Annotated in this window: 23 protein-coding genes; 13 read left to right on the top strand and 10 right to left on the bottom strand. The window is 70.1% G+C overall.

The window, feature by feature from the left end; all coding sequences use genetic code 11:
* Positions 1–248 precede the first annotated feature (248 nt).
* Entirely contained in the window at positions 249–1,388 is a 1,140-nt protein-coding gene (locus ABZ906_RS07485) for a substrate-binding domain-containing protein (RefSeq protein WP_361378676.1), read from the top strand.
* A gap of 18 nt (positions 1,389–1,406) precedes the next feature.
* Here ABZ906_RS07485 and ABZ906_RS07490 read toward each other — a convergent pair whose 3' ends face one another.
* On the bottom strand, positions 1,407–2,465 hold the full coding sequence (locus ABZ906_RS07490; protein WP_361378679.1) for a M4 family metallopeptidase: 1,059 nt from the start codon (positions 2,463–2,465) through the stop codon (positions 1,407–1,409).
* A 152-nt stretch (positions 2,466–2,617) separates the two neighbouring features.
* Here ABZ906_RS07490 and ABZ906_RS07495 point away from each other — a divergent pair, with 152 nt between their 5' ends.
* The gene (locus tag ABZ906_RS07495) at positions 2,618–3,040 is read left to right on the top strand and encodes a hypothetical protein (protein WP_361378682.1); all 423 of its coding nucleotides are present in this window, start codon (positions 2,618–2,620) and stop codon (positions 3,038–3,040) included.
* Positions 3,041–3,127: 87 nt separating this feature from the next.
* Here the strand turns inward: ABZ906_RS07495 and ABZ906_RS07500 are convergent, their stop codons facing one another.
* On the bottom strand, positions 3,128–3,901 hold the full coding sequence (locus ABZ906_RS07500) for a hypothetical protein (protein WP_361378684.1): 774 nt from the start codon (positions 3,899–3,901) through the stop codon (positions 3,128–3,130).
* 194 nt (positions 3,902–4,095) lie between these two features.
* Here ABZ906_RS07500 and ABZ906_RS07505 point away from each other — a divergent pair, with 194 nt between their 5' ends.
* The 3 genes from ABZ906_RS07505 (at position 4,096) to ABZ906_RS07515 (ending at position 6,750) form a co-directional block, all read left to right on the top strand.
* Positions 4,096–5,109, top strand: coding sequence for an RNA polymerase subunit sigma-70 (locus ABZ906_RS07505; protein ID WP_361378687.1), 1,014 nt, complete (start codon positions 4,096–4,098; stop codon positions 5,107–5,109).
* A gap of 97 nt (positions 5,110–5,206) precedes the next feature.
* Positions 5,207–6,205 (top strand): helix-turn-helix domain-containing protein, encoded by a 999-nt coding sequence (locus ABZ906_RS07510; protein WP_361378690.1) that lies wholly within the window; start codon positions 5,207–5,209, stop codon positions 6,203–6,205.
* A gap of 257 nt (positions 6,206–6,462) precedes the next feature.
* Entirely contained in the window at positions 6,463–6,750 is a 288-nt protein-coding gene (locus ABZ906_RS07515; protein ID WP_361196279.1) for a hypothetical protein, read from the top strand.
* Between the two features lie 191 nt (positions 6,751–6,941).
* Here ABZ906_RS07515 and ABZ906_RS07520 read toward each other — a convergent pair whose 3' ends face one another.
* The gene (locus ABZ906_RS07520; protein ID WP_361378693.1) at positions 6,942–7,532 is read right to left on the bottom strand and encodes a hypothetical protein; all 591 of its coding nucleotides are present in this window, start codon (positions 7,530–7,532) and stop codon (positions 6,942–6,944) included.
* 55 nt (positions 7,533–7,587) lie between these two features.
* Positions 7,588–8,517 carry an RNA polymerase sigma factor SigJ gene (gene sigJ / locus ABZ906_RS07525; protein WP_361378696.1) on the bottom strand — a complete coding sequence of 310 codons (930 nt, stop codon included), beginning with the start codon at positions 8,515–8,517 and terminating at the stop codon, positions 7,588–7,590.
* Between the two features lie 157 nt (positions 8,518–8,674).
* Between sigJ and ABZ906_RS07530 the strand changes: the two genes are divergently transcribed.
* Together ABZ906_RS07530 and ABZ906_RS07535 are read left to right on the top strand one after the other, a co-directional pair.
* A complete protein-coding gene (locus ABZ906_RS07530) occupies positions 8,675–9,316 on the top strand; it encodes an LUD domain-containing protein (RefSeq protein WP_361378699.1) in 642 nt (213 codons plus the stop codon).
* Between the two features lie 219 nt (positions 9,317–9,535).
* The gene (locus ABZ906_RS07535; RefSeq protein WP_361378702.1) at positions 9,536–11,506 is read left to right on the top strand and encodes a hypothetical protein; all 1,971 of its coding nucleotides are present in this window, start codon (positions 9,536–9,538) and stop codon (positions 11,504–11,506) included.
* Positions 11,507–11,531: 25 nt separating this feature from the next.
* Here the strand turns inward: ABZ906_RS07535 and ABZ906_RS07540 are convergent, their stop codons facing one another.
* Positions 11,532–12,149, bottom strand: coding sequence for a LysE family translocator (locus tag ABZ906_RS07540; RefSeq protein WP_361378704.1), 618 nt, complete (start codon positions 12,147–12,149; stop codon positions 11,532–11,534).
* A 123-nt stretch (positions 12,150–12,272) separates the two neighbouring features.
* Here ABZ906_RS07540 and ABZ906_RS07545 point away from each other — a divergent pair, with 123 nt between their 5' ends.
* Positions 12,273–13,757 (top strand): MFS transporter, encoded by a 1,485-nt coding sequence (locus ABZ906_RS07545; RefSeq protein WP_361378707.1) that lies wholly within the window; start codon positions 12,273–12,275, stop codon positions 13,755–13,757.
* Between the two features lie 44 nt (positions 13,758–13,801).
* Here the strand turns inward: ABZ906_RS07545 and ABZ906_RS07550 are convergent, their stop codons facing one another.
* On the bottom strand, positions 13,802–14,710 hold the full coding sequence (locus tag ABZ906_RS07550; RefSeq protein ID WP_361378710.1) for an NmrA/HSCARG family protein: 909 nt from the start codon (positions 14,708–14,710) through the stop codon (positions 13,802–13,804).
* Positions 14,711–14,856: 146 nt separating this feature from the next.
* Between ABZ906_RS07550 and ABZ906_RS07555 the strand changes: the two genes are divergently transcribed.
* Positions 14,857–15,423 carry a helix-turn-helix domain-containing protein gene (locus ABZ906_RS07555; RefSeq protein WP_361378713.1) on the top strand — a complete coding sequence of 189 codons (567 nt, stop codon included), beginning with the start codon at positions 14,857–14,859 and terminating at the stop codon, positions 15,421–15,423.
* Between the two features lie 99 nt (positions 15,424–15,522).
* A complete protein-coding gene (locus ABZ906_RS07560) occupies positions 15,523–15,954 on the top strand; it encodes a hypothetical protein (RefSeq protein WP_361378715.1) in 432 nt (143 codons plus the stop codon).
* Positions 15,955–15,972: 18 nt separating this feature from the next.
* Here ABZ906_RS07560 and ABZ906_RS07565 read toward each other — a convergent pair whose 3' ends face one another.
* Positions 15,973–16,842: a hypothetical protein gene (locus tag ABZ906_RS07565; RefSeq protein WP_361378718.1), complete on the bottom strand. Its 870-nt coding sequence runs from the start codon at positions 16,840–16,842 to the stop codon at positions 15,973–15,975.
* A 61-nt stretch (positions 16,843–16,903) separates the two neighbouring features.
* On the opposite strand from ABZ906_RS07565, the gene ABZ906_RS07570 reads away from it, so the two are divergent.
* Entirely contained in the window at positions 16,904–18,295 is a 1,392-nt protein-coding gene (locus ABZ906_RS07570) for a PLP-dependent aminotransferase family protein (RefSeq protein WP_361378721.1), read from the top strand.
* An 86-nt stretch (positions 18,296–18,381) separates the two neighbouring features.
* Here ABZ906_RS07570 and ABZ906_RS07575 read toward each other — a convergent pair whose 3' ends face one another.
* Complete coding sequence (locus ABZ906_RS07575; protein WP_361378724.1) at positions 18,382–19,209, bottom strand: MarR family transcriptional regulator; 828 nt, start codon at positions 19,207–19,209, stop codon at positions 18,382–18,384.
* Between the two features lie 260 nt (positions 19,210–19,469).
* Here ABZ906_RS07575 and ABZ906_RS07580 point away from each other — a divergent pair, with 260 nt between their 5' ends.
* Positions 19,470–20,354, top strand: a complete 885-nt coding sequence (locus tag ABZ906_RS07580) for a hypothetical protein (RefSeq protein ID WP_361378727.1) — start codon at positions 19,470–19,472, stop codon at positions 20,352–20,354.
* 157 nt (positions 20,355–20,511) lie between these two features.
* On the opposite strand, the gene ABZ906_RS07585 is transcribed toward ABZ906_RS07580, so the two are convergent.
* Positions 20,512–20,889, bottom strand: a complete 378-nt coding sequence (locus tag ABZ906_RS07585) for a hypothetical protein (protein ID WP_361378730.1) — start codon at positions 20,887–20,889, stop codon at positions 20,512–20,514.
* A gap of 254 nt (positions 20,890–21,143) precedes the next feature.
* Between ABZ906_RS07585 and ABZ906_RS07590 the strand changes: the two genes are divergently transcribed.
* Positions 21,144–22,013, top strand: a complete 870-nt coding sequence (locus tag ABZ906_RS07590; protein ID WP_361378732.1) for an alpha/beta hydrolase — start codon at positions 21,144–21,146, stop codon at positions 22,011–22,013.
* Positions 22,014–22,066: 53 nt separating this feature from the next.
* Here ABZ906_RS07590 and ABZ906_RS07595 read toward each other — a convergent pair whose 3' ends face one another.
* Complete coding sequence (locus ABZ906_RS07595) at positions 22,067–22,615, bottom strand: ANTAR domain-containing protein (RefSeq protein ID WP_361378735.1); 549 nt, start codon at positions 22,613–22,615, stop codon at positions 22,067–22,069.
* Positions 22,616–22,942: the final 327 nt, after the last annotated feature.

A 22,942-nucleotide genomic window follows, 5' to 3' on the forward strand; every position in this document is an offset into this window, starting at 1 on the left:
TCAGCCCGTGCGTGTTTCCCGGTCAACGGAAACGAAGCCTATCGATCAGGATCGATAGGAAAGCAAAGATCGAACTGGCCGAGAGACCTCGCCGTACGGCCTGAAAGACCCCTTGTGCATAACCTCCGTTGACGGACAGCCGGAACAGAACACGGCTTCCTGCCACCTCAACCGGTGCGGTAGAACGGAAGAACACAGATCGATGCTGAACGAAAGCAATCGATCAGAACGAGCGGCCGGGGGGCACGATGGCGTTGGCATCGCAGCGGCAGGAGTTCATCCTCGCCACCGTGCGCGAGCAGGGCACGGTGCGCCTGGCCGACCTGGTCAAACGTCTGGGCGTAACGGCCGTGACCGTCCGCCGCGATGTCACGATCCTGGCCGACCGTGGGCTGGTGCTGCGCGTCCACGGAGGAGTCACCCTGCCCTACCGCGGCCAGGGCGCCGACGAAAGAGCCGCACGGGGCGCCCTGGTCCACGGCCGGCCACCCGAGCAGGCCTTCGTCGGCATGGTCGTCCCCACCGTCGAGTACTACTGGCCGGCCGTCATCCAGGGCGCCCAGTCAGCCGTGGCCGCCGCCGGCGGACGGCTCGCCCTGCGGGCCTCCGCCTACGACGCGGCGCAGGACCGGCGCCAGGTCGCGGGACTGCTCGACCGCGGCATCCGTACCCTGCTCGTGGCCCCCACCAACACCGGCGAAGCCGGCCAGGACCTGCTGCGCTGGCTGGGCAGCCTGAAGGTGCCCGTCACGCTCGTCGAACGCCTGCCGCCGCCGTCCCTGCCCACCCTGCCCCTCGACGCCGCCACCACGGCACATGATCTGGGCGCGGGGCTGGCCCTGCGGCACCTGGTCACACTCGGCCACCGCCGCATCGCGTTCGTGACGGCCCGCTTCAGTCCCACCACACAGGCGCTGCGCGAGGGATGGCGCGAGACCATCGCCGTTCTCGGCCTCCCCGGCCACGAGGGCCTTGCACACGAGGTGCCGCCGTACGGATCGTCCGGCTGGGCAGAGGCCTACGACGCCACGCTGCGGCGGTGCCGGGAAGCGGGCGCCACCGCCCTGTTCGTGCACTCCGACAGCGAAGCCATCGGCCTCATGGAACGCGCCCACGAGAACGGCCTCAGCGTCCCCGACGACCTCGCCGTCATCTCGTACGACGACGAAGTCGCCGCGGCATCGGATCCTCCCCTGACGGCCGTCCGCCCGCCCAAACACCGTCTCGGCGCGCTGGCCGCCGAGATGGCGCTGGCCCGCATCAGCGACCCGATCGAACGCCCCGTCCACCGCGTTCAGTTGTGGCCCACTCTCGTCATCCGCGCGTCCTGCGGGGGCGGCGAGGATCAACGGCGTGCTCCGGGCGGGCCGTTGATCACAGGCGATTGAACACAGCCGATACACGCACTAGGAAGCGGGCACACCCACCGAGGACCAGGCCTTGAGCACGGCCTGGATCTCGTCCCCGTCGCCGAAGAGCGTCCGCGCCGACGCCGCCGTCAGCCGGGCGAAGGCCGCGAAGTCGGCGTCCGCCGCCAACTCGCCACCGGTCAGCGTGTCGTACCAGATCTTGCCGGCGCGCTCCCAGGCGTTGCCGCCGAGGCGGGTGGCCAGCAGGTAGAAGGCGTGGTTGGGGATGCCGGAATTGATGTGCACGCCGCCGTTGTCGCTGGACGTGTTGACGTAGTCGTCCATCGTCGCGGGCTGCGGGTCCTTGCCCAGCACATCGTCGTCGTAGGCCGTACCGGGCGCCTTCATCGAGCGCAGCGCCTTGCCACGGTCCACGTTCGGTCCCAGCAGCCCGGCACCGATCAGCCAGTCGGCCTGATCGGCGGACTGCCCCAGCGCGTACTGCTTGATCAGCGAGCCGAAGACGTCCGAGACGGATTCGTTGAGCGCGCCCGACTGGCCGTAGTACTCCAGATTGGCCGTGTACTGGGTGACGCCGTGGGTGAGTTCATGGCCGATGACATCGACCGGAATGGTGAAATCGAGGAAGAGGTCGTTGTCTCCGTCGCCGAAGACCATCTGGGAGCCGTCCCAGAACGCGTTGTTGTACTTCTCGCCGTAGTGGACGGTGGCGTCCAGCGGCAGCCCGGCGCCGTCGATGGAGTGCCGGCCGTAGGCCTTGAGGTACAGCTCGAAGGTGGCGCCAAGGCCGGCGTGCGCGCGGTTGACGGTGGCGTCCTTGGCGGGCGCGTCGCCCTCTGCGTGGACCTTGCGGCCCGGCGTGACCTCACGGTGCTCGGCGTCGTAGATCGTGCGCTGCGGCTTGTCGGAGGGGGCGGCCGTATGCGCGGCGGCGCCACGGACCGTGGTGATCCGGCGCCGGGTGCGCTGGAGGGAGTCGTGCTCCAGGGTGCGCCGGGCGGGGTCGGCGATCGCCGGGTCCTGCGACCGGGCGAGTTTGTCGAGGACGTGCGGAGGCACGATCGTGCAGAACACGGGATGGGTTACGTGATTCATGACGTGCAATCTGGCAGCGGCTGCGCGGGCTTGTCTCCGCTTTGCGCCGTAGTTCATGACATTGAGTGGTTCGCCGCCATTCGCACGTTAACGAGCAGCGACGCTCTACGGTCGACGGCCGTTGCGCCCCTGCTGAGGGGTAGCGTTCCGGCATGACAGCAGCCGGGCCCCTGTTTCCGCCGCATCCGATCCGCGGCGTGCACGCGCGGCATCAAAAGCAGAACTGTGCGCCGCAGTTCGCCGAGATAACGGTGGATTTCGAGCCCGCGGTGAGGGGCTTCGTCTTCGAGACAGCCTCGGATCTTACGGTGGCGTACGAACCCGCCGAGGATCTGCCACGCTTCTTCGCCGCGGCCGCCGCAGGGATCGAAGAACAGCTGAGCCTGCCCGAGCACGGCATCGTGACGGCCACTCGGGTGGTGCTGCGGTGCGCCCGCGCCGACACATTCGGCTCCCACGAACTGGCGTTCACAATCGCGGGCTATCTCGCCGCCCGTAAAGCCCTGGAGTCCGCGAAAGGTGCCGTGCCTCTTGTCGATACCGAACCGTCCGGCCGACGGGCGTGCGACCGCTGATCTTGGGGCTGTTGCTTCCGCGTCGCCGGTCGCGCACCGGCCCGCCGGGCCGCCCGCCTGGTCCAGCGGGCAGCCTCAGGCGGTCCGTCAGAGTTCGACTTCGAAATCGAGTTCGTCGTAGCGGCGCTCCGCTATCTGCTCCCGAGCCCCCGTGATCATGGTGAGGTATATATCCCCATGGGAGACCGCGCTCTCCGGGATGCGGATGAACAGCACGTCGCCGCGGTCCTCCGCGGGGTTGTGCCAGGCGCCGGAGTGGCCGCCGAGCTGGACCTCGTAGGTCCACGGCGCGTAGACGAACTTTTCGATCTCATCTATCAGCCTCTCCGCGAGGCCCATCCGCTCGGCATCCTCTGCGGCGTAGTCCACCGCTTCCGGGGTCTCGAGGAAATAGTCGCGGTCAGGCTGAGTGGTGCCCGGCACCGCGTAGAGCGGGAAGGGCTCGTGCAACTCCGCGGCGTCCTTCTCCCTGCGCTCGTTCGCGGGGTGTTCGACGGTTTCGGTCCCCGCCGGAAGGTGGACGACGGCACCTTCCCCGGGGTAGTTCGCGATTTCGGCGTGGACCACCAGATGCCCGTCGGCGGGGAAGTCGATGTCGAGGATGCCGGAGGGTATGGCGGCGCAGTCGATGGTCAGCACGTGCGGCAGACCAGGGGGCGCCTTCACGTCCGGGGGCAGCCGGGCAAGTCCGGCAACCCGGGCGGCCGGGCGCGCATCCTTCTTCAGCTCCTGCGGCAGCCTGTCGTAGGAACAGAGGTGGACGCAGGGGCGCAGGAGGCCGATGAAGGCCCGGGTCACCTGCTCGGGTACACCGAGAGTCCGTCCGGCGTCGAGGACGGCATCACGTACGGTCGATTCCATGAGCGTCAGAGTGCCAGGCACCACTGACATCCGGCCCTCTCCCTGCCCCTTCCGGAGCCCCTGACCCCTCCGGGGCTCCCTGACCCCTCCGGGGCTCCGTGCCCACTCCGCAATCGCTCGCCCCCGGTGATGAGTTTTCGCGCCCGCTGCCGTCACACCTACGACAGAACGCGACGGGACGGAAGGATGACGCCATGAATGCCGACACGCGACTGGAGAAGCCGGGCGGGAGCGGTCCGGGCACAAGCGGTCCGGGCGAGGCCGACGAGCCGGCGTTCTCCGGTCTGGCCGAGCGGCACCGGCGGGAGCTGCACGTGCACTGCTACCGCATGCTCGGCTCGTTCGAGGACGCCGAGGACACGGTGCAGGAGACGTTCCTGCGGGCCTGGCGGCGCCGGGAGACCTTCGAGGGACGCTCGACGTTCCGCGCCTGGCTGTACGGGATCGCGACCAACGCCTGCCTGGACCTGCTGGCCAAGCGTCGCCCCCGGCCCGCCACCGACGGCGAAGTGCTCTGGCTGCAGCCCTACCCCGACCGGCTCCTCGACGAACTGCCCGCCGACGACGCGGACGAGCCGGAGACCCTTGCCCTCGCACGCGAGACCATCGAGCTGGCCTATGTGGTCGCCGTCCAGCACCTCGCACCCCGTCCACGCGCCGTACTGATCCTGCGTGACGTACTGGGCTGGCCCGCCAAGGATGTCGCCGACCTCCTCGGCGACTCCGTCAACTCCGTGAACAGCGCGCTGCAACGGGCCCGCGCCGGACTGCGCGAGCACCTACCCGCCCGGCGCCAGGACTGGACCGGCGGCGAACAGGACAACGGCACGCGCGCGATCGTGCGGCGCTACACCGACGCCAGTCTGGCCACCGACATCGACACCCTCGCCGCACTCCTGCACGACGACGTGCGCACCTCGATGCCGCCCACCCCCGGCCTCTACGTCGGCCGCGACGCGGTCGTCACCTACTGGACCGAGAGCGGCTTCCAGGACATGCAGCACCTGCGCGCCGTCCCGACCTCCGTCAACCGGCAGCCCGCCCTCGCCTTCTACCACCAGCAGAAGCAGGGGGACGCATACCTGCCGCTGACCATCGACGTCCTGCGCATCGCCCACGGGGCCGTCACCGAGATCATCACGTTCCATGACGACCAGTTCCCCCGACTCGGGCTGCCGCAGAGCCTCCCGCCGGACGGCACGGCATGAGCCACTGCCCGGCGTGGCCTGATTGATCATTGCGTGGCATCCGTGCGGAACTGAGACTGCTGTGGGCAAGACAGGAACGCGTAGGACGGGGCGCTCGGTGAAACGCATTCACTTCACGGCGGAGGACCTGGCGCGGACCCGCGTGGCCACGACAATCGGCGTGGCGGCGGAGACCTTCGACAGTGTCAAGCTGCTGAAGGACCGCGATGCGAGTCTCACCTTCCGCCGCTGGTACGTCTCGGTGCGCGGCCGGCTGGGCGAACAGGCGGGCCCGCTAGCGGCGTTGATACCGCAGCGCGGCCCGCTGGTCGATGCGATGAGCCTGATGGGCGACACGGCATCCGTCGACGAGGCGGTGGACAACCTGATGGCGGCTCCCCGCGCCCTGTTGCGCCTCGAACTGGAGAACATCGACTTCCGCCCCGCGGACCGGTCCTGGGCCCAGGCCCTGATGGACGGCGACCGGGAGGCCCGCCTCCAGGTGGCCGCGGCACTCAGGACCTGTCACAGCATCACCGTCGCCCCTTACTGGAGCAGGATGCGCTCCCATCTGAACGAGGTCCGGTCCGGATATGTGGACACGATGGCCGGCGGCGGCGTCGAGCAACTCCTGGCCGCAGTCTGCGGTCCGTCGGTGCGCTGGCGGCCGCCCGTGCTCGAAATGGCCCACCCGCGCCATGCGGACATCCACCTGAACGGCCGGGGTCTCGTCATCGCGCCGACGTTGTTCTCCACCCAGCAGGTCGAATTTCTGCAGCCGTCACTGGACCCGGCCAGGGCACCCGTTCTGGCCGTCCCGGCCCTCAGCGGAACGTCGCTCGAAACCGCGCTGTGGGAAGGCGCCGGTGAGCCCACCCCCTTGTCGCTGGACGACCTGCTGGGACGTACCAGGGCCGCCGTACTGCGGACAGCGGTCGGCGGATGCGGCACCACGGAGCTGGCCCGGCGCCTGAACATCTCCCCCGCGACCGCGAGCCACCACACGACGGTGCTGCGCAATGCCCGGCTGGTCACCACCCGCCGCGAGGGCAAGGCGGTCCTGCACACGATCACGTCGCTGGGCATCGCCCTGCTGGGCCACACACCTCACAACTGACGGGTCGACCGCGGCCGCCACCCGTCGACCGTGCCCGCCACCAGGGAAAAGGCCCGCGGGCGGACAGGTTTCGACGGTCCTCGAAACGTTGGCGACTGCCCCCGGCCGAACCCTAGGTTGAGGCACGCGCTCGCTCGACCGCGGCGCCACGTCACATCTCGTCATCCACTGGGATCGTCATCCACTGGGGGATCTGCATGATCAAAGGTCGAATGGCAAGGGCAATGGCCTCAACGGGGCTCGTCCTGGGGGCAGCGATGACCCTTGCGCCGAGCGCTGCGGCGGACAGCGGTTCGCCGCCGTCCGCTGTCCAGGCGTCCGGCAACTCCCGGGCGCAGGCGTGCTGGGGCCAGCCGGAGCGCGGAAGCGGGGGCCACTACGGCAACAGCGGCTGGTGCGACTCGGGGCGCTACCGGCAGGCGATCAGGTGCGAGACCCTGGGCGGCTACCGCTATGTCCACTACGGCCCCTGGGTCTGGGCACCCGAGAAGAGCACCGCGTGGTGCAACCTCGGCGACAGGGTCGTCGGCACCTGGCTGGAGTAAGTCACCGGCTCCTTCGGCGCGGTTCTGACTGCTGGGCACTTGCTGCCGGGCACTGACTGCACCGCTGGCGCCGGCTTTCGGGGGGGGCTGGGTCACCCAGGGGGTCTGATTCCCCCGGGTGACCCAGCGGGCGTTCGCGGCTCTCAGTTTTCGCGGCTCTTAGTTTTCGCGGCTCTCCGTTTTCGCGGCTCTTAGTTGAAGATGTCCAGGAGGTCCGGCCAGGAGCCGCCGTCGGCGCTGGCGGGGCGGGGCCGTATCGGGCGCGGGTCGGGGTAGGTCTGCGTTGCGGCCTTCGCGCGTACGATGTCCGGCCCGCCGCAGGCCTCGACCGCGAAGGCCCCGAAAACCTTGGCGAACGCGGCAGGATCGCGGAACTCCACGCCGAACGCCCGACCGTCGTGCAGCGGCACCCACACCAGCCGGTCGAACCGAATCCACTCCGACACCGGCTGGTCGTCCGCGGTCGACCGCCCCTCCAGCCACAGTCGTGCCACGTGCAGCAGGTTGACCTTCTCCATCGGCAGCCGTTTGCGCCGTACGCGCAGTTCACGCGTCGTCAGCTCGACCCGCTGGTCCTTCTTCGGGTACCAGACGACTCCGATCCCGAACGGCGCCCACAGCAGAATCCCGATCATCGGCCAGACCAGCGCGTCGCCCCACGACCGCAGCAGCCCGCCGTCCAGCAGGTACAGGGCGCCGAAGACCACCGCCCACTTCGCCGTCATCCGCCAGAATCCGGTGCCCTGCCGGTACAGCACCCGCCACTTCCCCGTTATCGCCATGCCCGCACGCTATCCGCCGCCCCGCAACACCCCGCAGGCGCCCTGCGGTGCCGCCTCAACTCTCCGCCCAGTGGCGAAGTTTCTCGGGGTTGCGCACCACCCAGATGTGCGTGATCCGGTCGTCCGCGACCTCGAAGGCGAACACCGTCACCACGGCTCCGTCCTGCTCGGCCACCAGGCCGGGCCGGCCGTTGACCGTGCGCTCCGAGAACGTCATGCTTTCGGGCCGCCGACGCGCGAGCTCCATCCAGGTGCGAGCGATTTGCTCCCCGCCCTCGATCGGGTCCGGGAAGGTGACGGCCAGGCCGCCGCCGTCGGCGACCGCGGTGGCGGCGGGGTCGAGGAGGCCGAGCAGGGCGTCGATGTCCTTGGCCTCCCACGCCTGCTTGAACTCCCTCACCAAGCCTGCCTGTTGGCCTCTCCGAATCGAGTGGTCGGTCGCGCCGGGTCGTGCGTCCCGCACACGGCGGCGAGCCGATGAGGCCAGTTGGCGGCAGGCCGCCGGGGTACGGCCGACGATCTCGGCCACTTCGGCGAAGGAGTGGCAGAAGACGTCGTGCAGGACGAACGCGACACGTTCGGCCGGGGTCATCGCTTCGAGCACAACCAAGAAGGCCAGATTGACCGACTCCTCCAGGGTGACCCGGTCGGCCGGGTCGACGGCCGCGCCGCCCGTGGGCCCACCGATCAACTCCGAGTGCGCGGGCAGCGGTTCGGGGATCCACTCCCCCACGTAGGTCTCCCGCCTGGCCCGCGCCGAGCCCAGCAGATTGAGGCAGATACGGCCGGCGACCGTCGTCAGCCAGGCGCCGGGGGATCTGATGGCGTCCTGCTGGGACCGGGACAGTGCGTACCAGCGGGCGTAGGTCTCCTGGACGGCATCCTCGGCCTCGGTGAGGGAGCCCAGCATGCGGTAGGCGAGGTTGAGCAGATGACGCCGCTCGCTCAGGAGGACGTCCAGGCTCGGGTCGGACGGAGTGGTCATGGCGCGGGCGCTCCCTCGGTCTTCTTCTCTGCTCTCACCGGTACGACAGGACAGCCCGTCGCGATGTCAGGTCGGGGCGCGGCCTGACATTTCCGGGGGCTGTCGTGTCGTAGCTACGGAAGCGCACGGATCATCCAGTGAGCAAGGAGTGCCCATCGTGACCACCGCAACGACCACCTCCACGCCGTCGACACCTTTCAGCGACCCGGCGTCCGGGGAGCGCCTGGAGCGGGCGGCCGCCGCGCTGACCGCGCATGGCTTCACCGTGGAGATCCTGGACGGGGCCGCCGACGCGCGCACCCGTATCAAGGAGCTGATCCCCGAGGGCGCCGGTGTATTCACCGGGGCCAGCGAGACCCTCCGCCTGTCGGGCATAGCCGAAGATCTCAACGACAGCGGGAGCTACGACGCCGTCAAGCCGCGCATCCTGGCCATGGACCGCGCCACCCGGTCGGACGAGATCCGGCGTCTGACCGCCACCCCCGACGTGATCGTGGCCAGCGCCCACGCGGTCACCGAGACCGGCTCCCTGGTCATCGCCTCGGGCAGCGGGAGCCAACTGCCCGGCATGGCAGGTGGCGCGGCCCGCGCGATCTGGGTCGTCGGCGCACAGAAGATCGTCCCCGACCTGGAGACCGCGTTGCGGCGGATCGAGGAGCACTGCCTCCCACTGGAGGACGCCCGCGCCCGGGCAGCTTACGGGTCACCCAGCGCCGTCAACCGAATGCTGATCCTCAACGCGGAACACCAGCCCGCCCGAGGCACCGTCCTACTCCTGCGCGAGGCTGTCGGCTACTGAGCTTGGCCTGGTCGGTACGCGCAGGGCGCACGATCCGCCTTTCGTCCACTCCGTCCGAGCGTTCACTCACGAAGCCCTGACCGTGTTGTCCGACGAGGGCGGGCGCTAGCGGTATCCGTGCGGGCGGGCGGCCGGGGCTGCGTTCGATGACAAGATGCCCCTCGGGGATCGGGTTCGCAAGATCGCGGGGTATGTGTGACGGGAAGAGCGCTTGCAGCGGTGGATGATGTGCCGTGGCAGCGGCTGGAGTCGGTGCTCGGGCATTCCGCAGCCGCACAGCTGCGGCAAGCGCTGCGTGACCTGGTGCTCCGGGGCAGGGCGGCGACGGAGGAAGACTGCTACCCCCTGTACGACTGCCTCTCACGGAACACCGGACGTGCGGCCCCCGCAGCAACCGCCATGCTGCCGTGCGTCGTTGCCCTCGCCGGCGTTCCCGACACGGGCGACACCCGGATAGCGCTCGTCCAGCTCCTGACGAGCTGCAAGGCCGCTGCCGAAGCCGACCCGGATCGGGCGGACTCGGGCTGGCACGAGGCATGGCGGCTCCAGCGCCCCCGGATCCAGGCGCTGCTCGACGACCCTCTGCCCGCGGTGCGCAGGGAAGCCCTGCCGCTCGCCGAGGGCATCGACGCGCTGCTTCAGCGATGGCACGCGGAGGAGGATCCGGCGGTGCGGCTGCCCCTGCTGCTCGCGCTGGGCACCGCCGCAACCGACTGCGACCAGGCCGGATATGTGGAACGGGTGCGGGCAGTGCTGGCCGGGGAGCTGCGCACGGAGAGCCCGGTCATGCGGGTCGCCGCCGTGCACGCCCTCGCCGCGTTCGATCCGCAGGCCGCGGTGCGTGAGCTGGACCTGCTGGTGGAGGTCCTGTCCGACCCCGGAGTGCGCGGGCAGTTCGAGACGACCTGGTATATCCCGGACGTCGAGGGCGCCTTCACCCGCGAGGACGTCATCTTCTGGACCGGCCACCTGTTCCAGAACGCTCCGCACACGGCACTGGCCTTCGTCGTCCGGCTCATCGGCGCGGCCCGCCGCACCGAGGACGCCCTGCTGTGCCGCGCCGCCCTGGACGAGGCGTGGCGGCTGCTGGTGGAACGACCCTCCACGGCCAGCGCGTTGGCGCCGCTCGCCGGTGCGCTGCTAGCCGACCCGGACGCCGGTGTGCGCTATCGGGCGGCCCACCTGCTGGCCGTACTGGGATCCCCGGCAACCGCGTACGCGGAAGAGCTGGCCGCGCTCCTCGACGACCCGGGCCAGGACGAGTTGCTTGAAGGGACCGTCGGCGACCATGCCCGTTGGGCGCTGACCCGCATCGGCGACGAGCGCGCCCTGCCGGGGCTGGTCGAGCATCTGTACGCGCCCTACCGGGGTCAGTGGTCCCGCAGTTACGTCCCCAGTGACCCGCGCCTGCCCGAAGTCGAAGACGTGCTGATCCCGCTGCGGGCGCACGCCGACGCCCTGCTGCCCGCGGTGCGCGAGCTGCTCAGGGACGACGGCGTGGGCGGCTCGCTGACATGCTGCTTCCTGGGAGTGCTCCGGGCGTGGGGTCCGGACGCGGCGCCCGCGCTGCCGGAAGTGGTGGCTCTGCTGGACGATGCCCGCTACTCGCTGGATGCCGTAGACACGCTGGTGGCGATGGGAGAGGCCGCACGTTCAGCCGAGTCCGCCGTGCGCCGCTGCACCGTCCTGGACCACCCCGGCAATCATCACAAGGTGGCGTGGGCGGCCTGGCGCCTGGGCGGCGACCGCGACACGGCCCTGGCGCGGATCGGCGGGGCGCTGCGGACCGGGGAGGGACCGCTGCACGGCCCCGTCGGCCTCCTGGGAGACTTCGGACCGGCTGCCGCCCCCTACGCCGACCTCGTCCGGGACGTCATGGACCAAGGGGACAGCTGGGCACGGCTGGGCGCCGCGGCAGCACTGTGGTCGATCACCGGGCAGCCGCAGCCCACCGCGTCCGTCGCGGAGGAATACCTCGCTCCCATCGCCGACGGCGGCGACGCCTACGGAAGCTTCCTCGACGCCCTGCACCTCCTCGCCGGCATCGGCACCATCTCCCCGGCGGCACGGGCCACCCTGCGCGCGGTGCGGGAATCCGACCGGCGGCTCTCGACGTACAGGGACTATCGGGCGTTCGCCCGGGACCAGGAGATCAGGTCCGCCATCGACGACGTCCTCACCCCGCCCTGACCGCCACGTGCGAGGTGCGCACCGCTCAGGGGCGGTGCACGAAGGCGAGATAGCCGCCGAACCCCAGGAAGCCGAGTCCCGCCATCTGGTCCAGCCGCCGGTGGGGAACGCGCAGCTGCTGGTCTTCTCGGCGCAGAGCCCGTCCCATCCCGATGTAGAGCATGGCGGCGACGGCCTCGATGGCGACGTATGCGGCTGCCAGCGGAACAAGACGGGACGGCGGCGGGTCCGGGGTCAGGAACTGCGGCAGGAACGAGGCGAACAGCAGCAGCGCCTTGGGGTTGGTCAGCGCGGTGAGGAACTCCTGCCGGAAGGCGACCGCGCCAGTGATGTTGTCCGGGTGCGCGAGTTCCGTGCTGTTGCTGCTCGCCTTCCACAGCGTGGAGAGCCCGAGCCAGAGCAGGTAGCCCACGCCCAGCCAGCGCAGCAGTTCGAAGGCGAGAGCCGACCTCGCCAGGACGGCACCCAGGCCCATGACGACCAGGGCAACCAGCAGGGAGAAGGCCAGGAAGCGGCCCGCGAGTCCCACGACCGCACGCCGGACCCCGCCCAGCGCCGCGTTTCGCAGGCCCATCAGTTGATTTGCGCCCGGAATCAATGCCATGGCGCACGCTGCCGGGAGGAAGAGCTGCCAAGCGATCATGCGGACAGCCTTCCCCGGAAGCCACCGAGTACCGGTGACCACTATGCGGACAAGCGGACGATCTTATTCCGGACGGTGCATACGATCTTCCGGTAGATCCCTGCCCCACCCCGGAAGGCCCCCGTGAGCTCCCCCTCCCCCCTGCCCGCCGCAGGCACGTCCGCGGTGACGTCATCGGGCACGGTCCTGATCCGCTCCGCGGCCGACATCTCCGATCTGGTCAACTCGGGTACGGCACGCGGCCGCCACGCCAAGATGATCGTGATCATCGCGCTCGGCGGCATCTTCCTCGACGCCTACGACCTCAGTTCCCTCGCCTACGGCCTGCCCGACATCACCCGCCAGTTCCATCTCAGCTCCGCCATGGCCGGCACGGTCACCGCCTCCATCAGTGTCGGCTCGCTCCTGGGCGCTCTCCTCGGCGGCTGGCTGGTGGACCGGATCGGCCGCTACCGGGTCTTCATGGCCAACATGCTCTTCTTCGTCGTCACCGCGCTGGTGTGCGCGCTGGCACAGGACGTGTGGACGCTGATCGCCGCGCGCTTCGTGATGGGCATCGGCGTCGGCATGGACATCCCGGTGGCGATCGCGTTCCTCGCCGAGTTCTCCCGGCTGCGCGGCAAGGGCAGCAAGGGCTCCCGTACGGCTGCCTGGTCGCCCGCCTGGTACGCCGCGACCAGCGGCTGCTACCTGGTGATCATGCTCCTGTACTTCCTGCTGCCGGACGCCCAGCTGGGCTGGCTGTGGCGCTTCACCGTCGGCTTCGGCGCGATACCCGCCCTGCTGGTCCTGCTGCTGCGCCGCCGCTACATGAACGAGTCCCCGACCTGGGCCGCCGAGCAGGGCGACCTGGAAGGCGCGGCGAAGATCCTGCGGCAGTCGTACGGCGTGGACGCGCGCGTCGCCGACGACGTGCCCGCGCAGGCGCCCCGCCCTCCCCGTCCCGGCCTCGCCGCCTACGCGCGGCTCTTCACCCCGCCCTACCGCACCCGCACCATCCAGTCGGTGACCGTCGGCCTGGCCGAGACCTTCGGCTACAACGCGGTCGCGTTCGGGCTGCCCATCATCATCGCCACGCTGATGACCCAGGGCCCGCTGACCACGATCGCGTCCTCCTTCGCGCTGAACCTCCTGTTCGCCCTGACCGGCGGGCTGCTCGGCATCCGCTGGGCATCGACCCGCGGCGCCTGGCCGATGATGACGCTGGGCTTCGCGATCCAGTTCGTCGCCATCACGGTGCTCGGTCTCATCGCCGACCCTTCGGGGACGGCCGCGGTGACCGCGGGCATTCTGATGCTCGGCGCGTTCATGTTCGCCCAGGGCTTCGGCCCCGGCGCGCACATCATGAGCTACGCCTCGCTGGGCTTTCCCACCTCGATGCGCGGCGTGAGCATCGGCTTCAACCAGGCGGTGCTGCGCCTGGGTTCGACGCTGACGCTGTTCTTCTTCCCCGTGCTCAGCAGCGGACTGGGCACCCATGTCTACTGGGTGATCCTCGCCGCCCCTGTCCTCGGCCTGATCGCCCTGCTGGCCAAGCGCTGGGAGCCGGTCGGCTTCGACGCCGACGCGGAGGAGCGGGCGCGGATCGAGACGGCGTCCGGGGGCTGAGCTCTTACCTGCGAGCAGGCGATGGCGCCGCTCTCCGCCCGCCCCTACGCCGCCGTGAGGTGCCTGCGTACCCAGTCGGCGAACGGGGTGGGCGTGATGCCCAGCGCCCTGGCGTACTCGGGGCGGGCCGGCTGGACGACGGCGTTGTTCCAGACGTGACCGGCCCCCCAACTGGGCATGCCCGCCGCGAGCGCTTCCTCGACGCTCATCGTCGGGGCGGCCACCGGCACACCCCACACCTCCGTGAGGATCTGCGCGACCTGCCGCATGGTGAGCCGGTCACCGGCCAGTTCCAGCTCGACCTCGTGGAAGCGGTCGGGGTCATCGACAGCCCGGGCCACGGCCGCGCCGATGTCTTCGCCCGCGACCAGGGCCAACTCCGTGTCGGGCTTCACGACGGTCGCCAGGCCGCCTTCGGGCCCGTGCGGCACGAGCGCAGAGATGTTGTCCATGAAGTACGCGGGCTTGATCACCGTCCAGCGGGCAAAACCCGCACGGCGTACCGCTTCCAGGATTGCCTGCTTGGTCTCGAAGTACGGCTGCATGGGCGCCCAGCGGCCGTCGTCCCAGCCGGGAGCCTTCGTGTGTGCGCCGACCCCGCTGGTGGAGGACTGCACGAACTGGCGCACACCTGCCCGCCGAGCCGCCTCGATCAGGTTGGTGGCCTGCGTGAGTTCTCCGGCGAAGTCGACGCCGTCGGCCGTGAACGGCGGCATCTGCACCGAGAACACCGCACTCGCTCCCCGGACGGCACGGTCCAGGGAGTCCGGGTCGGTCAGGTCGCCGGTGATCAGCTCGGCGCCGCGCGCCTGGATGGCCTTGGCCGCGTCGGTGTGCGGGTCGCGGACCAGTGCCCGGACGGGCTTGCGGGCGGCAAGCAGGGCCCGGACGGTCGCGCCGCCCTGGCGGCCCGTGCCGCCGGTCACCAGAACGGGAGCAGAGATTTCAGGCATGGTCGATCTCCTCGTACGTCTCGTAGTACGGCTCGTAGTGCTGCTCGCGAAACTAAGCACGTCTCGTAAAACTAAATGGCGGGGCCCGCCGTTTAGCCTTCCGCTACGATATGGCGGGGCCCGCCACTTAGCAAGCGAGGGAAGTCATGACCGGTCAGCGCTCGGACGCACGCCGCAACTACGCCCGCATCCTCGAAGTCGCCGAGGCGGAAGTGGCCTCGCGCGGCGCGGACGCCTCCCTCGAGCAGATCGCCCGCATCGCGGGAGTCGGTTCGGCGACCGTGCGTCGGCACTTCCCCACCCGCCAGGCGCTCCTCGAAGCCGTGTACCACGGGCGCATGCAGGCACTGGCCGAGCAGGCGCGGGCCGCCGGTGACGCGAAGGACAGTCGTGCGGCGCTGCTGACCTGGACGCACGACCTCCTCGCCTACGCGGTCTCCGCGCGCGGACTCGCCGACGCCCTCACCTACGAACCGCCGGTCCAGGACGCCGCCGCCGACTCCTGCAACGCCGTCCTGGAAGCCGCGGGCACCCCGCTGCTGCGCCGCGCCATCGACGACGGAGTCGTCCGGGACGACGTCACCTTCCACGACCTGCTCACTCTGACGGTCGGCATCGCCCTGGCCACGGAACACCAGGCCACGCCCCTCCCTCACGCCACCCACCTGCTCCAACTGGCCCTCCAGGGAATCAGCCCGGCCCCCACCGCCTGACCAGCCCCCGCCCCCATGGCCAAGACCCCGGCAAAGGGCTCTGGATCACCCGCAGCGCCGGCGGTATCGTGCCGCCCATGACTCTCCTCCGAAAGGGCAATGCCGCGTAGGCGCCCGTCCGCGGTGCGGGCCGAATTGCCCGTCGCCCGCTCCCGCTACTACTTCCGTTACTCCTACCCGCCGATCAATCGGCTGTCGGGGTCCTGCCAAGCCGCCGTCCGGCGTCTGGAACTCGCACGCTTCGACCCCGGAGACACCGCCAAGGCCTTTTGGCACTGGGCCGCACTGGCACACGGGCCGCTGAGGCAGGTGGCAGATCCCTTCTCGTCCGCCGGGTGCGGGATCCCCGAGTGCGGATGCGATCCCGGATACGCACGCGATCACCTCGAAGAGATCCTTCATGCCCTGCCGAAGAAGTCGGCGCGCGAACTCCGGTCCCGCGTAAGGGAACTCGACCACAAGATCGTGCGACGGTCCAAGATCGTCCGCGCCGACTCCCCCGATACTCCCTGGTGGCGCAACCAGCTCTGAGGCGGGCCCCGGCCGACGTCACGCGCCGGGCCCTGACCTTGGAAGGTCAACGAATGTGCCCTCAGGTGCGGGTGCGGGTGCGGATGCGGGTGCGGGTGCGGATGCGGGTGCGGGTGCGGGTGCGGATGCGGATGCGGGTGCGGGTGCGGGTGCGGATGCGGATGCGGATGCGGATGCGGATGCGGATGCGGATGCGGGTGCGGATGCGGCAGGCAGCCGTACCGCCACCAGCGGCAGGAAGTAGCCGACGAGAGGCCCCATGCACAAGGCGATCAGGACGGTCCCGGCCCCGACGGTTCCCCCGAGTAGCCACCCGCCCACGGCAACGGTGACTTCGATGCCGGTACGCACGAGCGCGACGGGCAGGCGGGTGAGCCGGACGAGTCCGGTCATGATGCCGTCGCGCGGCCCCGACCCGAACTGCGCGCCTAGGTAGAGCGCGTCGAAGAAGGCCAGTGCGACAAGGCCGAGGAGCAGGTATCCGATCACGGCGAGCGGCCCCTGCGGATCGGGGAGCACCATCGCGGTGGCGTCGGCGGCGAAGCCGACGATCGCGACGTTGAGGAGCGTGCCGAGCCCGGGCAGCTCCCGCAGGGGAATCCAGGCGACGAGTACCAGCAGCGCGATCAGGTTGGTCGCCCAACCGAACGAGATGCCGAGCGCGTTGGCGGTGCCTTCTGTGAGCACGTTCCAGCTGGCAGCACCGAGCCCGGACCGCACGAGCAGCATGACGGCGGCCCCGTATCCCACCAGGCCGAGCAGGAGTTGGGGGATCCGTCGCGTCTTCCTGCCCGCCCGGACCTGGGCGACCGCGTTCATGCGCGGCAGCACGAAGGAGTTGCGACGAGCCGGATCCGAGGTGTGTGCGGCGGGAGCGGGAGAGGTCATGCGGCGAGTCTCCGGGCGATCTGGACCCGGATTCCATAGCCAGATTGCTTATGCTGGTCGGGTGAAGGTCAGCTCGCACGCGGTCGCCCGGATGTTGGGAACGTGGCAGGAGGGGCCGGGGCCGGCGCACCAGCGCCTTTCCGACCGGTTGCGCCTGCTGGTACTGGACGGACGCCTCTCCCTGGGCGCGGCCCTGCCGAGCGAGCGTGACCTGGCGGTCGCGCTCGACACCAGCAGAACCACCGTCGGGGCAGCCTTTCGCACGCTGGTCGAGCACGGGTACCTCGCCACACAGGCGCGGACCAGAGCGACGGTGCGGCTGCCCGATGACAAGACACCCCGGCAGCCGGTCGGCACGGACGCCGAGACCATCGACCTGTCCTTCGCGGCGCCGGCCGCGCCCGTGGAGATCCTCCATGCCGCGTTCGCGACCGCGCTCGAACAGCTGCCACGGCATTTCGAGCGGCATGGCTACGACCGCTACGGCATCGCCGAGCTGCGCGAAGCGGTCGCCCGCTGGTATCAGCGGCGAGGCCTGCCCACCCGACCCGATCACATCCTGATCACCAACGGCGCGCAGCACGCGCTCGCCCTGCTGACGCGCGTCCTCGTGTCGCCACGCGACAAGGTGCTCATCGACCATCCGACCTACCCCCACGCGATCACGACGTTCACTCACGCGCGCGCCCGGCTGCTGCCCGTCGCCGTGACGCCGGACGGCTGGGACACCGAGCAGCTCCGAGCAGCAGGGGGCGGCGCGAACCTGGCGTACCTGATCCCCGACTTCCACAATCCGACCGGGATGTGCATGTCCACGAGCGTGCGCCGACAGCTCCGTCTCCCGTGTCCCACGATCGTCGACGAGACCATGGCCGATCTCGCGCTGGGCGTTGCCGACCCCGAACCCCTGGCCCTGCACATGCCGACGGCCGTCAGCATCGGCTCGGTGTCCAAGAGCGTCTGGGGCGGCCTGCGCACCGGCTGGATTCGCGCGGTTCCCTCGCTCCTGGAGCGAGTCGAAAAGGCCCGCCCCACAACAGACTTGGGCACCCCCGTCGTCGAACAGCTCGCCACAGCGGTCCTTTTGAACGGCCACCAAACCCAGCGGCCGGACGCCCTCCGGCAACTCAGTACGCAACGCGACGCCCTGCGCCAAGCGCTCGCCGAGCATCTGCCGGACGTCCACGCCCCGCAACCGGCCGGTGGCCTGACGCTCTGGGCCACCTTCCCCCAGCCCGTCAGCTCACGGCTGGCAGCCATGGCACCCGACCACGGAGTGACCATCGCGGCCGGACCACGATTCGGGATCGGGGGCGCGTTCGAACGCAACATCCGACTGCCCTACACGCTCCCTCCGAGCCAACTGACCCGGGCGGTCGCGAGACTTGCGCAGGCAGCACAAGCACACGCCGAGGGCGCCACCGGAACCCACACTCCCCCGCCCATCGCATGAGCGGCAACAACAGCACGACCTGCGTGATCAGGTGTCGGTGAGAGCGACGCGGTGTCGGAGGCCCCCGTGATCGGCCGCCCCTCAGATCACTGCGAGCCGGCGGCCACCAGCCTCGCCGTGATGGGTTCGAGCTCGGCGACCAGGTCGTCGAGCTCTCCGGGAGTCAGGGCCTCGTACGGCGGTTCGGCGAGCTCGTCGGTCAGGGCTTCGATGCGTTGCTTGGTCCCCCGCCCTGCCTCGGTGAAGCGACTCTCGGAGTCGATGAGCCCGCGCTCCCGCAAGCCGCCCATGACCGCCTCCAGCCGCTCCTTGGGCAGGTGATGGATGCGCCCGAACGACTCCGGCGGGTCGATGCCTTGGGCCAGCGCGTCGAGTACGTGGGCCTCCGTGCCGCCGATGCGCGCGCCGACCAGAGCGGCGATATGCCCGTCACAGCGGTGCTCGCGCAGCATGGTCGCCGCATGCCACAGCCGGGCGACCGGGTCTTCCGGCACGGGAAGGGTACGCATCCCGGCGTACATCATCCGCCCTTCCATGGGTGCGCTTGTCGCCGCTTTGGTGGTCAGGTCGGCGGCGCGCACCAGCCCCGGAGAACCGGCCAGTTCCTCGCCCAGAATCCGCCGCAGGGAGGCCGCACTGCCCCGCTCCCGCGCGGCGACGGACGCCTCGGGCGCAATCGTCTGCCACGCGCTTGGAATGTGCCGGGCGGCTTCTCCGTCGGCGAAGCTGTAGAAGGCCGCGTGCACGACCTCCGCCGGCACCCGGCCCAGCGGCGCGGCGCGGCTGGCGAAGTAGCCGTCCCAGTAGGTGCGGTGACCGAGCGCGGCCAGCTCCTGGTTGCACTCGTCGGCGAAGAAGGTGACCAGGCAGATCGGCTCCAGGAGCTCGAACATGCGGCGGGCGAGGTGGGCCATGACCGCCATCATGCCTGCGCTCGCGGTTCCGTGGAGCAGTTCGGGCCGGTGAGGGTGGGGCGTGCTACGTGCTTCCGTCGGCTGATGCTCGCTCCCCCGGAGTGATGACCTGGATGCGCCCGGCGGTTGATGCTCTGGGGGCGCTGAGCGGTGAGGCTCGAACTCCGTCGTGCGGAGGGGGAGTTCGGGTGGATCGGTGGGATCGGTGGAATCGGTGGGATCGGGTCGGGCGGGTCGCAGCGTATGGGGCAGCGTTGGCGTTGACGCCCTACTTGCTGATCAAGGTGTCGTGGGTGGCCGGTGCGCTCCTGGGGCTGCTGCCGGTCGGGGCCGGGTTCGGCAAGGCCGAGTGGGTGGTGCTCAACAGCGCGACGATCGGCATGGCGGCGGTGGGGATCGTGGTGGCGCTGGCGCTGGTGCGGCCGTGGGGGATGCGGATCCCGGGAGCGCCGCTGGCCTTCTGCGCCTGGGTCGGGACGGGGTTTCTCGTGCCGGTGTTGCCCTACGCCGTTCTCAGTTGGCTGCTGGGCCCGGCGGAGGGCAGTCCGGAGGCCAGGAGTGACGCCGGTCCGTCGATGCCGGTGTGGGAGGCCGCGCTGGTTCAGTCCGGCTTCGTGGGCATGGGGCTGGGGCTGGCCATCGCGCTGCCCGCGTACTTGCGGCGGCGCTGGCCTGACGTGTTCGCGGGGCGACTTGGGGACGGCGGGCGGAGCTCGCGCGGGGCGTCGGCGGTGGCCGTGGTCGCTGTCGTCGTCGGTTCGATCTGGCTGTACTGGGCGGCAGGCGGCACCGCGGGGGTCGACCGGCGCGGCGAGCGCGACCCTGCTTGGTATGCGCTGTCCGCCGTCTTCGGGACCTGGGCGTACGTGGCGTCCGGCGCCACCTGGGCTGCCGTTCGGGGCCGGCCCGCGCACCTCCCACGGTGGGGTCCGATGATGCTCGGCTGGCTCGGCTCGGGCTCCTTGTTCGCCTGGAGTGGGTGGAAGCTTGCGTTCACGCTGTACCTGGCGCTCGCACAGCCGGCCGATGCGTCCCTGCCGGAGAATCTCGCAGTCGCGGCGGTACTGCACCTCGCAGCGGTGGCGGCGGGCGCCGGGATGCTGCGCGCGCTGCTACGTACGCGGCCGGTGTACTCGTATCCGTAGGCCGAAGGCGGTGAGCCGTGCGTCGCCCGCCTGGCGGCCGAAGAAGTGCTGCACGATCACGTCGGTGCCGCAGTCCACGCCGTGTCAGCCGCAGTTGCCCTTCGGCCGATTCCAGGAGCCCCAGTTCGCGTATGCCCGTACCGTCTCTGCCCGCACCTCACCAGATGAGGACTCCCCCGCCCATCGCGAGCGCTCGCCGGGCCGCCTCCTCGATAATCGACAGCCGGTCGCAGATCGCGGCCCGGTGCTCCGCGGTCGACCGAACGGGTTCCGTACCTGCGACGATCTTGTCCAGGTTCTCGCGAAGCAGCAGGCACTCGCGCAGGAACGCCGGGACCTGCCCGGGATCAAGGTGCAGGTCGGCGTCGGCCAGGACCGGAAAGAAGCCTGCCCCCAACGACCGCACCACCGGCGCGCCCCACACACGCGTGCGCCAGCTCTCGAAACCCGCGGAGTCCGAGCAGCCCTCCGGAACGTCCAGCACCTGCTTTTCACCATCCGCGCCGACCACGAAGACATCCACCGACAGGCTCATGACCTCAGTCGATCACAGCGCTGACCGTGCGGTCCAAGGAGTTTGCCGCCGCCCTCACCCTCACCGCCACCCCGCTCCTGACCGCCTGCCGCTCGTCGTCGCCATCACCACGATCGGCCGGGGAGGCGGCGGCGTGGTGAGGGCGTGTCGTACCCGGAACTTCCGGGGGCATGAGGAGAGGACGGTGAGCGCGACGGACCCCGTGATCATCTGTGCAGTGGGCAACATGTCACCAGGGGCGGAAGGTTCAGATCTTGTTCGAGGACTTCGAGGTCAGCCGAGTTCAACTAGATGAAGCATCCGTTTTCGTCCGCCACGGCGGAGAGGGACCGCCGGTGGTGCTGCTGCACGGACACCCCCGGACATCCGCGACCTGGCATCGGGTCGCCCCCCTCCTCGTCCGGCGCGGCTTCACCGTCGTCTGTCCCGACCTCCGCGGGTACGGCCGGTCCATCGGCCCGGCACCCACCGCAGACCACACGGGGTATTCCAAGCGGGCTGTGGCAAGTGACGTGGTCGAGGTCATGCGCTCCCTCGGTCATGTCCGCTTCGCACTGGCCGGGCATGACCGCGGTGGAGCAGTCGCACTGCGCCTCGCGCTCGATCATCCCGACACGGTTTCGCGGGCAGCGCTGCTCGACTGTCTGCCCATCAGCGAGCACCTTTCCCGCATCACCGCCGAGTTCGCCACACAGTGGTGGCACTGGTTCTTCTTCGCCCAGCCGGACATCCCCGAGCGAGTCATCAACGCGGACCCGGACAGCTGGTACCGCGGCGACCCGCACCGCATGGGCCAGGACAACTACGACGAGTGGCGCGCGGCCATGCGGAACCCCGACGTGGTGCGGGCCATGCTGGAGGATTACCGTGCGGGACTGACCGTCGACCGCCGGCACGAGGAGGGCGACCGCGCCGCCGGAACCCGGATCCGGTGCCCGGCACTCATCCTCTGGTCACTCCGGGACGACCTCGAAGACCTGTACGGGGACCCGTTGAAGATCTGGCGGCAGTGGGCACCGGATCTGCGGGGTCACGGCATCGACTCCGGGCACCACATGGCAGAAGAGGCCCCCGAGGCACTCACGTCCGGCCTCGCGGACTTCTTCGCCGGACGACCGGGTTAAGAGAGCTCCTCGAACAGCGGGCTTGCCCTGGACGCCCTGGCGCCGGAGCGAGGTCACTGAGCGGCGGACCGCCGGGCCATCGACCGCCGCAACTGCGTTCTTACGGGCTCAGGAATCTTCTGCCCCTCGGCGCTGGCCACCACCATCTCGGCAACCCGCCGCAATTTGGTATTGGTGCGCTGCGAGGTCTCTACCAGCACATCCCACGCAGGCTCAGCTCCACAGCTCCCCACGGCCATCAGCACGCCGCGCGCCTGGTCCACCACCGGCCGAGCGGCGAGCGCCTCACGCAGCTGTGCGACCTCCCGCCGCAATCCCTCTACCTCTGGCGTGTGGGGCTCCGCACGGGCCAGTGCAGTACCGGTCAGTGCAGTCGCCCCGTGCTGTGCCGGGGCGCATTCAGGCGGCGGCAGCGCCACAACACGGGGCTGCGCCCGGACGACCGTACGGAGCGAGGGCCGCCGCTTGATACGCCCCTCGCGGCTGAGCTTGCGGAACAGTCGGCTCTCGTCGGACGCTTGACGAGCCCTCACCATCAGCTCGCCGGCATGACTGTGCGTCGCTTCCAACTGCTCCAGCAGAACATTTACGTCGACCGCCATGCCTCTCGGCTTCCCCCACTTCGTTGCTTTATGACAAGCATTCGTGCCGCCCACTTCTGAGCACGCCACCCGTGGCAGCCGCCGTGCGCCATCGGACCCACCGGACCCACCGCACCGCCGCCCGCCAAGGGGCCGGCCGAAGCCCGTCATCACTCCCGGGCCGTAGAAGCCCGGCGCTCTCCCCTCAAGGGCAAAGAGCCTGGCAGAGCCCCCTCCGGCGCCGTGAGGAAGATCACTGGGGACAACCCGGGGCATCCGCACATCATCCTCCTTTGTGATCAAGGAGTTCGCAGCGGCAAGCGGCAGCTGCGGACCGAGGCCGAGTGG

It is taken from the genome of Streptomyces sp. NPDC046925 (assembly GCF_040644915.1).
Taxonomy (GTDB): Bacteria; Actinomycetota; Actinomycetes; order Streptomycetales; family Streptomycetaceae; genus Streptomyces.